Annotated in this window: 14 protein-coding genes; 3 read left to right on the top strand and 11 right to left on the bottom strand. The window is 44.9% G+C overall.

The window, feature by feature from the left end:
- The 4 genes from VIS94_15585 to VIS94_15570 all read right to left on the bottom strand — a co-directional run bounded on the left by VIS94_15585 (window position 1) and on the right by VIS94_15570 (window position 2,478).
- Window positions 1-936: an MBL fold metallo-hydrolase gene (locus VIS94_15585; protein HEY9162500.1), complete on the bottom strand. Its 936-nt coding sequence runs from the start codon at window positions 934-936 to the stop codon at window positions 1-3.
- A gap of 104 nt (window positions 937-1,040) precedes the next feature.
- Complete coding sequence (locus VIS94_15580) at window positions 1,041-1,295, bottom strand: hypothetical protein (protein ID HEY9162499.1); 255 nt, start codon at window positions 1,293-1,295, stop codon at window positions 1,041-1,043.
- A gap of 60 nt (window positions 1,296-1,355) precedes the next feature.
- Window positions 1,356-1,985, bottom strand: a complete 630-nt coding sequence (locus VIS94_15575; protein HEY9162498.1) for a redox-sensing transcriptional repressor Rex — start codon at window positions 1,983-1,985, stop codon at window positions 1,356-1,358.
- A 148-nt stretch (window positions 1,986-2,133) separates the two neighbouring features.
- On the bottom strand, window positions 2,134-2,478 hold the full coding sequence (locus tag VIS94_15570) for a LysR family transcriptional regulator (protein ID HEY9162497.1): 345 nt from the start codon (window positions 2,476-2,478) through the stop codon (window positions 2,134-2,136).
- Between the two features lie 124 nt (window positions 2,479-2,602).
- Here VIS94_15570 and VIS94_15565 point away from each other — a divergent pair, with 124 nt between their 5' ends.
- From VIS94_15565 to VIS94_15555, 3 genes are all read left to right on the top strand, one after another.
- Window positions 2,603-3,655: a cytochrome c biogenesis protein ResB gene (locus VIS94_15565; GenBank protein ID HEY9162496.1), complete on the top strand. Its 1,053-nt coding sequence runs from the start codon at window positions 2,603-2,605 to the stop codon at window positions 3,653-3,655.
- A complete protein-coding gene (gene ccsA / locus VIS94_15560) occupies window positions 3,645-4,430 on the top strand; it encodes a cytochrome c biogenesis protein CcsA (protein HEY9162495.1) in 786 nt (261 codons plus the stop codon). Before VIS94_15565 ends, ccsA begins: the two co-directional genes overlap by 11 nt.
- A gap of 268 nt (window positions 4,431-4,698) precedes the next feature.
- Window positions 4,699-6,177 carry a GEGP motif-containing diheme protein gene (locus VIS94_15555; protein HEY9162494.1) on the top strand — a complete coding sequence of 493 codons (1,479 nt, stop codon included), beginning with the start codon at window positions 4,699-4,701 and terminating at the stop codon, window positions 6,175-6,177.
- A 14-nt stretch (window positions 6,178-6,191) separates the two neighbouring features.
- Here the strand turns inward: VIS94_15555 and VIS94_15550 are convergent, their stop codons facing one another.
- The 7 genes from VIS94_15550 to VIS94_15520 all read right to left on the bottom strand — a co-directional run bounded on the left by VIS94_15550 (window position 6,192) and on the right by VIS94_15520 (window position 14,429).
- Window positions 6,192-6,929 (bottom strand): energy transducer TonB, encoded by a 738-nt coding sequence (locus tag VIS94_15550; protein ID HEY9162493.1) that lies wholly within the window; start codon window positions 6,927-6,929, stop codon window positions 6,192-6,194.
- Entirely contained in the window at window positions 6,926-7,306 is a 381-nt protein-coding gene (locus tag VIS94_15545; GenBank protein ID HEY9162492.1) for a biopolymer transporter ExbD, read from the bottom strand. The genes VIS94_15550 and VIS94_15545 overlap by 4 nt, the downstream gene beginning before the upstream one ends.
- Window positions 7,287-7,721: a TonB-system energizer ExbB gene (gene exbB / locus VIS94_15540; GenBank protein HEY9162491.1), complete on the bottom strand. Its 435-nt coding sequence runs from the start codon at window positions 7,719-7,721 to the stop codon at window positions 7,287-7,289. Before exbB ends, VIS94_15545 begins: the two co-directional genes overlap by 20 nt.
- Before the next feature lie 60 nt (window positions 7,722-7,781).
- On the bottom strand, window positions 7,782-10,205 hold the full coding sequence (locus tag VIS94_15535) for a TonB-dependent receptor (GenBank protein ID HEY9162490.1): 2,424 nt from the start codon (window positions 10,203-10,205) through the stop codon (window positions 7,782-7,784).
- A gap of 114 nt (window positions 10,206-10,319) precedes the next feature.
- Window positions 10,320-11,594, bottom strand: a complete 1,275-nt coding sequence (locus tag VIS94_15530) for a hypothetical protein (protein HEY9162489.1) — start codon at window positions 11,592-11,594, stop codon at window positions 10,320-10,322.
- Between the two features lie 69 nt (window positions 11,595-11,663).
- On the bottom strand, window positions 11,664-12,713 hold the full coding sequence (locus VIS94_15525; GenBank protein ID HEY9162488.1) for a hypothetical protein: 1,050 nt from the start codon (window positions 12,711-12,713) through the stop codon (window positions 11,664-11,666).
- A gap of 354 nt (window positions 12,714-13,067) precedes the next feature.
- Window positions 13,068-14,429, bottom strand: coding sequence for a GEGP motif-containing diheme protein (locus tag VIS94_15520; GenBank protein ID HEY9162487.1), 1,362 nt, complete (start codon window positions 14,427-14,429; stop codon window positions 13,068-13,070).
- Window positions 14,430-14,461: the final 32 nt, after the last annotated feature.

Genomic DNA, 14,461 nt, shown 5'->3' with positions numbered 1-14,461 from the left:
TCAGGCCCTTTTCATGAAGGTCCCGTCCTGCATCATTATCCTGCCCGTATTATAAAGCCTTTGAAGATGCTTTAAGACCATATTTGTTTCTCCATAAAAGAGGATCTCATCCATTTTGTTCTTATAGTCGCACCCGTAAATGGGGGAAATCCATGTTATGTCAGAAGGGATCACAGGTCTATCCTGAGGCATAAGTTCGAAGATGAGGCTGTCCCTGAAATCGATTACGGATTCATAAGCGGACAGGCGCCTTAAAGCATGAGCCCTGCTGACCGGTTTTGCGTGGGAAGAAAGGTATGTCTCAAAAGGCAGTTCCCTTATTCTGGCAATTGATTTTATAAACAGGCCGATGTCGCTTTCAGGGTTTCCATACCAGGGGCCGAACGGGCTCAGGTCTATATCGAAACCGAATATGATCTTTCTCTCAGGTTCCCACAGACAGTAATGATCGTTTGTATGCCCGGGGGTGGAGATTGCGGTAAGCGTAATCTTGCCGGTGAAAAATTCATGTCCCTCGGAAAATGACCCGGCAAAGGTAAAGTCCTTGTATCCTGTTGCGGGCAGATACTGGGTTTTCCATGCTTCAGACAGTTCTTTTCCCACCATCCGGGTTGCGAGGCTATCGGAGTTTCCTATTGAGTCCGAGTTTTCTTCAGGCACGAAAATGCCTGTACCCGAATTGTTTAAAAGCCATGAACCCGATGTGTGGTCGGGATGTGAATGCGACAGTACCGCCTGATCGATTTTGATGCTCTGAAGAAGAGGCTCGATAATACTGATTCCGCAGCCTGTATCAAGGAGCATATTGATGCCGTCAGTGATCAGAAAAGAGTTGGAGTAAGGGGAACGGCTCCTGTTAAGCCCCTGAAGTATATGGATCTTTTCATCGATATCAATGATTTTGATTCCATTTGCGATAAGCTTTTCAATAGGCATTGTTTCCAGGGGATTATTCTAAATATTCACGGCCCTTCCCTTAAAGGGAAGCGGCCGTGATGTATTCATAAACAAGTATGCCGGTTATACCGGCTGTAAATATTCTACAGCCCGAGCATTCCGAGGACTTTTTTACGTCTTTCCTCGCAGCTGAAAACAAATGCTGCTGCTCCACCGAGTCCGAGAAGAAGAACCAGAGGATTGAGGAAAAGTTTTATAACCTTGAAGATGAGCTTTGTAATCGAACCTAATACCGAAAAGACAAGCTTTATGATTTTTAAGGGAAGGGTGATGACAAACATCGCCAGCTTTATGGGAAGCAGAATAAGATTTTTTATCAGTGCAAAAATTGCCTTCATCTAAAACACCTCCTGAAGAATTTTTTATTGTCGGGATTATAAACCCTTAGCCGGTTCACTTCAATCTTTTTCATCGGTTTTCAGAAGCAGGGAAAGCTTGAAAAGTGAAGGAAGCACATTTACATTTTCCACCCTGACATGCCTGGGGACCTTGAGCGCTACATGCGTGAAGTTCCATATACCTTTTATGCCTGACAAAACAAGTGAATCTGCAACCTCCTGGGCTGAAGAAGGCGTAGTGGCAATAATGCCAATAGTGATGCGCTCGCTTTGAATTACTTCGGGCATAACATACATGGGATAAACAGGTATGCCGTCAATGACCGAGCCGATGATATCCGGCTTTTTGTCAAACAGCGCCCTTATGATAAAGTTTTTTTCCATGAACTGCCTGCTGTGCGCCAGAGCAAGACCCAGGCTTCCGATACCGATAAGCGCCATGTTTGCGCCTTTTGATATGCCGAGCACATCTTCAAGGGCAGCCTTAAGGCTTGATATGCTGTAGCCGCTGGATGAACTGTCGATTTTTCCAAGCGACATCATGTCCTGGCGGATTGTCGATGATGTATAGCCCAGTTGCCCGGCAATCATGTTTGAAGAAATGAAGGGCATACCCGCTTTTTCCGTTTCAAGAACATATTCATAATAAAGCGGCAGCCTGGCCGCCACTGGTAAGGGGATTTTGGGCATTACATCACCTTCATGAAATGTCAGAGACTTCAATCCTGGCTGTTGACGACATAACTATCCTTGAACAAATATAATTTCCAAACCACTTTTTCATATATGCATTGGCCTGATTTTGATACCGCAACCGGGTTGTTTTTCTGAAACATTCCTATTTGCTTTTTTTCATTGGATGAAATATTTCTTTAAAGTCCTTGAGGTTTGTCAATTCGTCAAATCTGCTCTCCAATTTTGCAAAATTTTCCATCAGCTTTTTCCCGTCAGGCGTCAGCTTTGCGCCGGTTCTGCCCTGTCTGCCTTTTTCAACAAGTGTCATGTCCAGCCTTTTCTCATATTCCCTTATCCTTCCCCATGCCGCCCGGTATGACATCTTGAGCTCTTCTGCGGCCTTATGAAGGGATCCCGTACTTTCGACAAGTTCAAGCAGGTTGTGGACTCCTCTTCCGAATACGGGTTTTCCGTTTTTTTCAATCCAGAGTCTATATAATATTTTCATATTTGATAATTAGTAACATCAAGGATTATATTTTCAAGATGAATCGTCATTAAATCTATTGCATGAGGTTGTCTCATTACTTTTTGCCTGATATAGTAACAGATAAGCCTATGGTGATAAATCTATGAAAATTAAAGGTGTTTTCAATTTTCTGACAAGCTCGGCTTCATCATTAAGGCTTGTGGTTTTTATCTTATTGTCACTGGCCGTTCTGCTGATTGCAGAGAATTTTGTGATATTGGGACTTTCTCTTTTTTCAGAGAACTCTGTCAGCATAAGGCACCTGCTTGGTTTTTTTGCCGCCATGACTCAGATACTGCTTGGAATTATCGCATTAATGCTCTGTCTGTGCATTACGGCCTATATCTTGAGAATACTGATAAAATCAAAAATAAACTTCAGGCGTACGGGTATAATATTGCTTCATCTGGGAATTCCTGTAGTCCTTGCCGGTTACCTGGCTGGGAAGTTCGGTATAGATGCAGAGGTACAGATACCGAAGGGACAGTCATCAAATGTCATATACCATAAAAACGGGAGGACAGAGCGGCTTGATTTTTCAATAAGGTGCGACGAATTCAAAGTGATTTATTATGATGACGGCTCTCCGTCCGAGTTCATTTCTTATCTGAGTTTTATAAAAAACGGAGAGATTCAAAAGAAGTCAATCCTGCGTGTAAACCATCCGGTCAGATTTGAAGGCGTGAGTCTGTATCAGTCCGGATATACCTGCGAAGAAGCGGCAATAATAAAAATTACAGACAGCAGCAAAGTTACATGGATAGAAGCCAGGCATGGGGATGAACTTAAACTTGATGAAAGTGTGACCATCAGAACAGGCCATATAATTTCAGATCTTATGAATGCGGGACCGGCCGTTGAGCTCTTCATTGAAACGCCCGCAGGCAATAATGAAATATGGATTTTAAAAAATCTGGAAAAAGTGATTCAGAGAAAACCTGACTTCCTTGACATTCATCCTGAATTCAATCCGAAGCTGGTCAGGCCGTTCACATTCCTGCTTCAGGATGTAAATTCAAGCTGCAGTACGGGTCTTTCTGTCAGGAAAGACCCGGGGGTAACCCTTGCTGCAACAGGAGGGATAATCTTTTTAATCGGGATGATCATGATTTTTATTCCGAAGCATAAATACCAGGACAAAAAAGATGGACATTAAACTGATAATAGTTTCACTGGCCTTATATGTGCTTTCATTTCTGTTCTTAATAAGCAGAAAAAATTCATTTGTAACCGCGGGAAAGGTCTTTGCCTCGATTGCTTTCGGGCTCCAGACAACAGCACTTGTTCTGCGCTGGATTGTTTCATACAGGGCAGGTTTCGGCCATGCGCCGGTATCAAACCTTTACGAGTCTCTTGTCGTACTCTCGTGGGCCATCATGCTCGCCTCTCTTATATTTTTATGGGTGAAGAAATCCTTACAGGCCGTCATTTTTGCCTGTCCGATAATAGTAATGATCCTTTTATACGCAAGCTTTGCCCCAGGGATGGACAATTCAGTAAGGCCGCTCGTTCCTGCGCTTAAAAGCAACTGGCTGCTTATACATGTGATAACCTGTATGATGGGCTATGCATTGCTGGCCCTTGGCACTGTTCTGACTGTCTATGACAATTATTTCAAATCACGGAGAAACAACTATAGGGCAAAGGAAGCGGCATATATATTTATAACGAGCGGCTTTGTTGTTTTTTCAATAGGCATCATGACAGGGTCTGTCTGGGCCCAAACTGCCTGGGGCAGATATTGGGGATGGGACCCCAAGGAGACATGGGCATTGATCGCATGGCTCGTTTATGCCGCCTGCCTTCATGCCAGGAAGAGATACGGCGCTTCAAGCATGCTGTATGCAGGCCTGGCCGTATTTGGTCTGGCCTGCATACTGTTCACATATTTCGGCGTCAATTATCTGCCCGGACTGCATAGCTATTTTTAAAACCGGACGAAACCGCAGTATTTCAATATATCGTAATTAAAGAGAATTCACCTTACAGTTTATAAAGTCCGTGTCATCGGTTTGCATGCTTTGAATATGTATCATTATGCATTCTCAACTTGACATATTGTGTCATGCCAAACATAATATCCGGATTACAGAATTTGCTTTTCTCTTAATAACGAAGAAGGTTTGAAAGCAGAAGACGGGATTTTCTAAAAAGGCAATAAGCTCTGATTAATCGCAATATTATGGAAAAGAGGAACTCATGAAAACTCGAAAAATCTGGATTACGGCAACAGGAACCGTGCTTTTTATATGCGCGGCTTTTATATGCTATGCGGCATACACACATGAGAACGAGATCGATTCTCCAAAATTTCGTGCCGTCTATTCCCAGACGGCAGGTACTAAACTTGATGACTGTTCTTTGTGCCACAGGGGCGGTTCCTATGTGTCCGGAGGAAAGACGACCAATCTCGGCAGCTGTCAGTGGTGCCACTATAAGAGCGACTATGGCAAAACAGTAGAATACGATTATGCGGAAACCCTCAATAATTTTGGTAAGGACTACCTCAAACACGGAAGAAATGAAGCTGCTGTAATTGCTATCCAAGATCTCGACTCCGATGGAGACGGGTATTCGAACAAGATTGAGATTACTGCCCTCAGATATCCGGGTGATCCGAATGATGACCCGACCAAAGTAGCCGCACCCTCCAAAGTTTTCACGCGGGATCAAATCGAAGCAATGCCGCAGCACACCCAGTTTCTCTTGCTGAATGCCAGCAAGTCAACCGATACCTATGCCGAATACACGGGCGTTCCGATGGAGGACCTGTTGAAGCCGCTGTTGCTGCCTTCTGCAACAGAAGTGACGGTACTCTCGCCGGATGGTTATTCGCAAACCCATCCATTTGGCTATGATGCAACACTGAACGTCTATTATATAAACGGCAAATACCCTCCTGCAATATTCTTTTATAATGAACAGGCCGACGTTGCAAAACACCCGGCAACCGGGTGGTGTGACTATTCTGCTCCTTCGGTGGTGAAAAGGCTCAACGGCCAGCAGATCGTCAACAAAGCCGGATTGAAGATGATACTCGCCTTCAAGAGAGATGGACAGTATCTGACGCCAGGGGTTCTGAATTCCGAAAATAAACTCGATGGCGAGGGACCGTTCAGGGTCGTACCTCCCCAGAAGGAGATTGTGCCTCCGGACCAGAGATCGACTGCGAAAAACGCGCAGGATCCAGGCACATGGATATGGCCGTACCTTCCGAACGGAGACCATAACGTAGGGGCCTCGACCCGTTCTACAACGATCATGAAGGTTGGCCCTTTGCCAAAAGGGACGACTGATATAAACCTCCTCGAGGCCGGCTGGAACTATATCGGCCAGGATAAGATCGTGATCTACGGGGCCATCAGTCCGCTTGAAAATATTAATGAAAAGCTCATTCACCTTGCGGCCGCCATCGACTCGATACCTCCAGACGGTTTTATGACTCCTTCGGGGAAGGCGGCGCTGAAGAACAATGTGAAAACGGTACAGAAGATGATTGGTAAAGGTCGTTACAGCGAGGCCTGTCAGAAGCTGCAGGAAGGCATCTTAGGGAAAATCGAAATATGCAAAGGCTCTGCTAGTCCCGGTGAAAACGATGCGCTGAAGGATTGCGATAACCGGACTAAACTTCACTGGGCTGCCAATGAAATCATGGTGCTGATGAAGATTTTAATTTGACCTTCTCAAAACGCTCACTCAAGATGATATGTGATAGGGATGACAAGCTGAGCCTCCCCGGGCGGCCTGGGGAAGGGCGCTGTGTCGCGGACTGTTTTTATGGCACTCCTGTCCAGCAGTGCAAAACCCGAACTCTTCAAAACCTTCAACTCTCTGACTGAACCGTCAGCAGTGATGACAAAGGAAAGAAGCACCTTTCCCTGCCAGCCCTTCCTTTTTGCCGGATCAGGGTAGCTTACGTTATTAAGGATCTTATTCCGGATGTAGGCAAAGTGTTCGTTTAAATATTTTGCCCTGGCCGATTCCATGCCGTCCTCTCCATTGCCTATGCTTGAGTTTGTCCCCGTTCCTTCTGGTGTCCCTCCTGCGATTCCGGGAGAACCTTCCTTTACATCCTTACCCTGGTCCGGCATTTCTGCTCCCGCAGGGCTAGTCTCAAGATTACTGGCTCCCGGGAGCTTTACCACCGGCGGGGTTTCCGGGATAGAGGATTTGCGTGGAGCCTCTTCCGGCTTTTTGGGAGGTTCTTCTTTATTTATGATCTGAGGGGTTGCAGGCTTTATCAGTTTTGCCAACGGTATAGGCTCAAGCTCCTTCTCCTTTTTGACTTCTGGTGCAGGCTTCAGCAGATCGAAATCCATGACAAGAGATTTCTTGTATTGCCCCAGGAAAAGGCTGCAGGTAATTACCAGGACAACAATTGCGGCATGAAGCAGGAAGGATATCTGAAAGGCCCTGCTCTGATAGCTCATGGACCTTCCTCGGTCTGCAGGCTGATACGTTTAAATTCGAGTCCTTTGATAACATCCAGGACACTTACGAAGTTTTGAAGGATGATGCTGCGGTCCGCCCTTATCAAGACTGGGGCTTTTCTGTTCATGGTTCCCAAATCGGTTTTCAATTCTTCCATAGATACAGGCCTTGAATTCAGATAAATTTTTCCGGCCTTATCGATTTCAACCGTCTGGGTCTTCAGGATTTCACCCGAACTCCGGTGAGCCTTGGGCAGATCCATGGGAATCATCCCGCTGGCGATAAAGGAAGAGGTGGTCAGCACAATAGTAAGGAGCACAAGCATGACGTCGACCAGGGGGATGACGTTGATGTAATCAAACTCTTTTTCTTTCATGTTCGATTTCCCAGCTCATTTGCAGGACTTTAACTTTTCTTAAGAGAAAATTATATAGAGAGACGGCAGGGATGGCCACCAGAAGACCTACGGCCGTGGCCTTGAGTGCCAGGGCCAGACCCACCATGATCTTTCCCGTATCCATGAAACCTTCCTTTCCGATCATATAAAAGGTGAGCATGATGCCAAGAACAGTTCCGAGCAGGCCTATATAGGGGGCATTGCTGCCGATGGTCGCAATGAGGTGGATTTTTTTTGTAAGCTCCAGTTCCAGATTCTTTTGATCGGGGTAGGCATCAAGTTTTATGTGTTTGAAAAAATAAAACCTTTCGATGGCAACCCCTAGGGCGATAATGCTCAGGAAGATCAAAAGACCTATGATTCCATAATCTACGACTGCTTTAAGCCATTCCATTTTGTCTCCTCTATGTGCGCTTCTTCATGTGACACATGTACATGCATTCAGGATTTCCTTTCAAAAGCTTGCCTTTGCGCCGACATACCACATTCTGCCCGGGCCGGGATTGAACGGATCGGCATTATAATCATCCAGTACGTTTTTGCACATTACATATGCCTCGTAATGTTTTAAAAATTTCTGTGAAAGCTTGATATCGAGTTGAACAGGATTATGGAGTTGTTGTTCATAGAAGTATGAAGTGGAGAAAGGATCGGTTGGTTGAGGTACGGATGCCATTGTATACTGGATCTGGTTAAATTCCATATAACCGAATATGATCAGGCTTGTGCCTGTTTTAAAATACGTCCTCAAGTCAAAGGTTATTTTATGTTCAGGAAGCTTCTCAAATCTGTCGCCTTTATATATGAAGGAATCGTCGACATCCGCCTGGTTCCTGGCAAATATATATGTATATGAGGGCGAGAAACTAATATCCGCTATATTAAAAACATCCATAAGATTCAAATTCAGTGTTGCCTCTATACCGTGTATAACTGCAGAATCAATGTTTCTGTAGATATAATCGTCAATCTTCGTAATGTATATTTTTGTGATTTTATCTTTGTAATCGCTGTAAAAATAATCCACGCCGAAGATCAGATTCTTGTTAAAGAATGAAAGTTCACATCCAAGATCGAGATTGAATATTTTTTCAGGTTGAATATTCACATCCCTGCTGCCCAGGTCGGACGACGTCTGATAGGGAGACAGTGTTTTAGTATATGCCTGAAGAGTAGGGAAAGACGTTTTCCGGGATGCTGCGGCCTTGAGCTTTAAAACGTCCTTTATAGGCTCATAAAGAATGTCTCCGACTGGATTGAAGGAATCGCGCGTCCCCCACAGCATGGAATCATCAGCGGCAATGTACTGGTCTATCATTTCCGTGCTTCCGTCAATTCCCAGTTTTTTCTTGTAATTTTCAAGGTCCTGCGCGTCATAAGAGACGCCTAGCGTTAAATCCAGATTATTCAACAGCTGCATTTCGTCTTCTATGGCACAGGTAAGATAAGCGGCTTCGATTTCGAGTGTTTCGTATTTGCCTGTGCCGTAATATTTGATTATCTTGGTCGATTCATCGTTGTATGCCTGTTCTTCTTCTATGTGGTTGTTTACGTAGTACAGAAAAGCAAAGTTCAGCCTGTTCCATGACGAGAGTTTGAATGATGGATACATATTGAATCCATAGGTGTCGCTTGTCCATATGGACCAGGTCATAGTATCCACATCCCTGTTGTATGCCAGGACTTTTTCCAGCGGATCATCATAAGCCATAAATTTGTTGGTGTTTTCATAGTAGTAAGCATTGGCTTTTAATCCGAAGCTGCCTTTCTCGTAAATTATATATGGAGACACGGCGAAATCATTGTATTCGGGCCAGCGGCTTGACGTGTTGCGCAGGATATAGGTGGTATCCGGCAGTCTCCAGCCTTTCTCCCCGGTATAATCGTTATAGGTATACATGCTTCTCATATCCGTAAAATATGAGCTATTTTCCATTTCAGTCAGATTATAAAAACCCGATGCCCCTATATCCAGGTCAGGTGTTATATGGTATCCCAGTTTCCCGTTAAACTTGTATTTTTCATACCCTATATGATCCCATATCCCTGATTCGTTAAGATAGTATGTGGCTGCAGAACTGCCCGGATGAGCATAGATATCATTTAAGGTAAATCCGTAAAGATCATAGCGGGAAAGTTTCAAAAGCCAGTCCTCACGTTCTTTGCGGTCGAGCTTGTCTGATACCTTATACCCGTCCGACTTGTCGTACATGGCCGAGAACTGATAGTAAAAATCACCTATCGGCGCACCGTGGGCAACGCTTGCCACGAAGTTATTATATTCGCCGTATTCTGCGGTGACATCAAGGTAGAGTTTGGTGGGTTTCTTTCTGATGAGATTGATTGAACCGACGGCGCCTTTCGTGCCGTACAGGGCAGACGTGGTGCCGCGGCTTACAATGATCTCCGCTATATCCGTCAGGCCTATATTATCTATATCTATGGTCCCGTTGAAGGAGTCGATCAGAGGAATGTCATCCACCATTATGGCTACTTTTGACATATCATATCCACGCATATAAAACTGGGTGGTGCCCTTTCTTTGCGTTGATACCTGGATGCCCGGCACCTGATACAGGACATCCTTCAGCTCTTTATCGCTCCTCTCTTCTATATCCTGTTCGGTGATTTCGGTTGTTGCGCCGCCTTTCACTACCTTACCTTGATCGATGTCTTTGATGCGGCGTTCCTTGACGACAATTTCCTCAAGCTGATATTCATTATTGGTTTTGGTTTTTTTAGCCGGCTTGTCCTGTTTTTCCAAAGGCTGGTTTTGCGATTGAACCTCGCCTGCGTTTTCCGCCTGTTTAGTTTCCTGCGCCATTAATGGAATACCAGTTACAAACAGCAACAGTGTTGTCAGAATTATTAATCTCATTGTTGCATCCCTATACCCAGATCTTTTTTTTATAGAGAAAATGAATGCCGGCAGAACTACCGGCATTCATTGTGCAGTTTGTTCGATGCGGTATTGATCGAATTTAATTAGTTCTTACCAAGGAGCTTCTTCATATGCCTTTGCAAGAGCCGGGGGATATTTTGCTGAGTAGTCATATTCAACAGGGGAACTGCTGATTACTTCAATCCTTACAGGATAGTTTAACTTTGTTCCGCTGACCTGTGCGCCGCCCGCAACCTGTACTATGAATTCATAATCAGGCAAATAATAAGCCTGCTGCATATTGGCATAGGTCCAGCCATTTCTTGAGAAACCGTCTACGGCAACTATCTTATATGTATAGGCATCCGGAGTGTCGGTAATATAATCCGTAAGGAACTGATCCAGTGAAATAGCCTTGACATTCGTGTAAGTTCCAAAGCTTATTGTTTCAACCGTGAATTTTGTAGTCCATTTGCCCCACACGGTGTTATAGGATGTGTCGTCAACATAGCTGTCTGTTGTAGCTGCGGTTTCAAATTTAGCAATCGAGCCTGCTGCGTCGGGTCTCTTCACATCAATCTTACGGAACATATATATGTCATAGGCCCATTTGGTTTTATGCTTTCCTACAACGCCTGCTATCGATGTCGGGTAGAATGTTCTTCCGTCTTTGTCTATCCTCAGCAGATATCCCAAGCTAAACTGATCCCATCCCAGATCGGGAGTGTATGCATTACTGGTATCTGAGCGGAGAAAATCCGTACGGTTGCTGTAATTATCATTATTGGACCTGGTGACAAAAGAATACAATGCCCTGGCGTCATTCGTTCCCAGCTTCGCGTCAGGGTCAGGTGTTGCTTCATTTACGGCATCCATGTCTACAAACTGAGAGAGCGCATATCCTGAAACGTATACTGCCGGGGGACCAGCGGAATACAGAATATTCTCCGTCAGTGTATAGTCTGAAAACAGTGCGGCGTGCTCATCTTCAAGTGTGCCTCCGCTGTTTCTATATGCCAGCTGGTCCGGGAAGGTGTAGTGTAAAAAACTACTGGCAACAGGTGCGATTACCTGAACAGTCCATGTGCGTTTGCCCTTTCCGAACATGGAGGTCTCGGTAACGGAGAGGGTATGTTCCCCGACATCAGCAGACTTGGGCGTATAGGTATAATCCAGCGTAGTGGCTCCGATGATCTCAACTTCATCAAGGCTCCAGACGATGCTGGTCGGTGCAACTAATGTCTTGATTGAAAAGACGCATGGATCACCTGCCGCGATCGACAAAGTCTGCGTCGACGGCGTACTCTTAGTGATACACCCATTCAGCAGGACAACAGCCAAGAACAAGAACAGAACTCCCGATAATCTCCTCTTAAATCTTTCCATAACACTCTCCTTATTGGTTTTTAAATATTTTGCCCTTTTATGATATCAACCAAGTTCGGTTGTTATTCATCAATATGCCTTTGCAAAAGCAGGGGGATTTTTTGCAGAATAGTTGTATTCAACAGTAGAGCTGCTTATAAGTTCAATCCTGGCCGGATAATTTATCTTGGTACCGCTTACCACATTGTCGGAGGTATCAAGGCGGATGATGATATCGTAATCCGGCAGATAATAAGCCTGCTGCATATCGGCATAAGTCCAGCCTTCTTTGAAAGTACCATCAAGGGCAACTATCTTATATGTGTAAGAACCAGGGGTATCCGTTATATAATCCGTTATAAACTGGACAAGGGGAATGGCCTTTACATCTGTGTAAGTCCCGAAGCTCTTAGTTGTTACATTGAACTTCGTAGTTGTTAAGGTAGTTACGGTAGTATAAGTTGCGTCGTTCACATAGCTTTCTGTAGTTGCCTGCGGTTCAAATGTAACAAGCGTGCCATCCGCATCAGGCCTTTTTACATCGATCTTCCGGAACATATATATGTCATAGGCGTATTTATTGTCATACATATTGGGTATATCGATTGTCGATGAGGGGAAATATGTTCTACCGCTGTAAATCAAATCCAGCAGATAGCCCTGTATATACTGATCCCATCTTAAATCGGCATTATACAAGCCTGAACTCAGGAACTTGGTTCGGTTTGTGAATCCGTCCTGGTTTGAGCGAACTACTACGGAATATAGTTTTCTGGCATCATTGGTTCCCAAAACACCGTCCGGGTCAGGTGTTGCAGCGTTAACGGCATCTTTGTCTATAAACTGATCCAGCGCATATCCTGAAACCAGTGTGACACCGTCTTTGTAAAGGATTCCGTCTGTAGGGGTATAAGAGGAAAACAGGGCTGCCCTCTCATTTGCAACGGGTTTTCCGCTGAGTTCATACGCATATTGATCAGGCAGGGTATAGTGTAAAAATTGAGGCGCTGTGCCATCGTAAGGCGTATTTTCGGAAGGCGTGCTGACGTTATCGGTTCCCCCGCCGCCGCCTCCTCCTCCACATGCGAGAATATTCAGAGCAAGCAATAAAACGAGAAGCAACGTAAATATATTTTTCATATAAAATATAACCTCCTGGAATTATTAATGATAAATCTAATATACGGCACCTCTAACAATTCATTTCCGACTAAGTTTAATTGCCGTTTCCAATCAATTTTTACTTAATGGAATTCAATCATTATAAGTATCCAATATAATATGCATACACAGGCATAATGTCAATTTAAGATTTAGTTAAGTAACAAACTAAGGTTTTTTTAATAATCTGTTCGGACTGAATTCTTGATAAAATTCTGCTGTGGCAACATGTGTATTACTGAAAAATAATGTTTCCAGCAGCAGGTTCAGCCGATGAGGAAGACCGTATCGCCTGCTGCTGGAAATTAATTCAGATAACTAACAGGAATATGTTTAACAATTAAATATCCGTTTTGTCCGGAGAATGCTGACCACAACCGGAACAAAAACAATCATCAAAAGAATGGATAAGCCAGTCAGACTAAAACCTGTTTCATTACTGCTGACCGTTGCTATCAGGCAAAGGCTTTTTGATATCTGGCTTGATGTAACAGTCTCATCATCAGGGTCCTGCGGGACAGGGCTGTCGGGATCAATCGAGCCGTAGACCACGATTTTCTTCTGATCGACATAATCCCAGCCTGCCTCATATACGTCAATATCCGTGCACCCCTGCGGCAGGGGCTCTACCTTAATAATTGTCGCCGTCCTTGCTGAATAGCCCGCGTTGTGGTCGTTCGACGAACTCCAAGGCCAGATCACATTCTGGTACGATGACTTCTGTGACTGGTCCGGGGCGCATATAGCCTTCTGAGGAACTACGATCCTGTAGGGGCCCTCGCCGTCGAGCTTGTTGTCAGCTGTGAGGTGTCCGACATCCAGATCAACACCTTCACGTTTTGTGGCAAGCATGGCTTTCAATCCGGCCGTCACGAATATAGGATCGCCATTGCTCCTGCCTATGCATGAAGGGGCGCTGTAGTCGCACCATCCTATGATGGTTTCGAGCGAGGCGTCCGCCTGGCTGTTATAGTAGTAAATAGAAGGCGGGTATTTGTAATCCTTGTCATAGACCGGATACAGGCCCGAACTCTCATTGTTATAGAGCGAGTAACTCATTGCAAAACCGTCGGGAGAATATACCGTGACTCCTGTTGCGGTTTGAAGTATTCCCGCGTCGTTCAGGAGCACCCTCAATGAAACCCCCGTATATTCGGCATAAAAGTCGACCGAACGGTTTGCATTCTGCAGCATGAACTGTGTGTGCTGCCTCAGCTTGCCCAGCATATCTTTCGTATAGACCTTTTGCGGCGGGTCGATCAGACCCGGATAGTCGGCTGCATTTCCCGGATAGGTCGGCCGTTTCTCGCTGCCTTCCATATTGTTTATCTCTACGGTATTCGTATATGAGTCTCCGTCCGAATCCAGAGCGTCTATTGCGAATACGGCCGCCGCGTTCCTTCCGTAATTCCTGTAGTCCCTTCCGTACTGATTAAGCGTATTGTCTCCCTGGCCGGATATCCTCCCGTAATTTGTGATTGCATGGCAATACTGGCAGCTTCCCATCTGGGAGCCTTTGTATGTCCCGCCGGTATGGCAAAGCTGGCACTGGTCGAGCTTTGTTCCGGCTATATCAGGATAAGCCAGCAGGAATTGCGGCGCGTCTTTTTCGCCTTCATGGTGGTATGCGGCAAAAGCGGATGTTGCAGCCATAATAAAAACAATAATCAGTCCGGATATTTTAAGCCATTTCATTTTGCTCACCCTTTGTCCTGAAATATTCTGTT

The sequence above is a fragment of the Desulfomonilia bacterium genome, assembly GCA_036567785.1.
GTDB lineage: Bacteria > Desulfobacterota > Desulfomonilia > UBA1062 > UBA1062 > DATCTV01.
The sequence above is the reverse complement of the archived record's forward strand: the minus strand, read 5'-3'. Positions and strand labels throughout refer to the sequence as shown.

Excerpts from the sequence above, each read along its gene's own strand:
- VIS94_15585 (HEY9162500.1), bottom strand. The coding sequence starts at position 936 with ATGCCTATTGAAAAGCTTATCGCAAATGGAATCAAAATCATTGATATC.
- VIS94_15580 (HEY9162499.1), bottom strand. The coding sequence starts at position 1,295 with ATGAAGGCAATTTTTGCACTGATAAAAAATCTTATTCTGCTTCCCATA.
- VIS94_15575 (HEY9162498.1), bottom strand. The coding sequence starts at position 1,985 with ATGCCCAAAATCCCCTTACCAGTGGCGGCCAGGCTGCCGCTTTATTAT.
- VIS94_15570 (HEY9162497.1), bottom strand. The coding sequence starts at position 2,478 with ATGAAAATATTATATAGACTCTGGATTGAAAAAAACGGAAAACCCGTA.
- VIS94_15565 (HEY9162496.1), top strand. The coding sequence starts at position 2,603 with ATGAAAATTAAAGGTGTTTTCAATTTTCTGACAAGCTCGGCTTCATCA.
- ccsA (HEY9162495.1), top strand. The coding sequence starts at position 3,645 with ATGGACATTAAACTGATAATAGTTTCACTGGCCTTATATGTGCTTTCA.
- VIS94_15555 (HEY9162494.1), top strand. The coding sequence starts at position 4,699 with ATGAAAACTCGAAAAATCTGGATTACGGCAACAGGAACCGTGCTTTTT.
- VIS94_15550 (HEY9162493.1), bottom strand. The coding sequence starts at position 6,929 with ATGAGCTATCAGAGCAGGGCCTTTCAGATATCCTTCCTGCTTCATGCC.
- VIS94_15545 (HEY9162492.1), bottom strand. The coding sequence starts at position 7,306 with ATGAAAGAAAAAGAGTTTGATTACATCAACGTCATCCCCCTGGTCGAC.
- exbB (HEY9162491.1), bottom strand. The coding sequence starts at position 7,721 with ATGGAATGGCTTAAAGCAGTCGTAGATTATGGAATCATAGGTCTTTTG.
- VIS94_15535 (HEY9162490.1), bottom strand. The coding sequence starts at position 10,205 with ATGAGATTAATAATTCTGACAACACTGTTGCTGTTTGTAACTGGTATT.
- VIS94_15530 (HEY9162489.1), bottom strand. The coding sequence starts at position 11,594 with ATGGAAAGATTTAAGAGGAGATTATCGGGAGTTCTGTTCTTGTTCTTG.
- VIS94_15525 (HEY9162488.1), bottom strand. The coding sequence starts at position 12,713 with ATGAAAAATATATTTACGTTGCTTCTCGTTTTATTGCTTGCTCTGAAT.
- VIS94_15520 (HEY9162487.1), bottom strand. The coding sequence starts at position 14,429 with ATGAAATGGCTTAAAATATCCGGACTGATTATTGTTTTTATTATGGCT.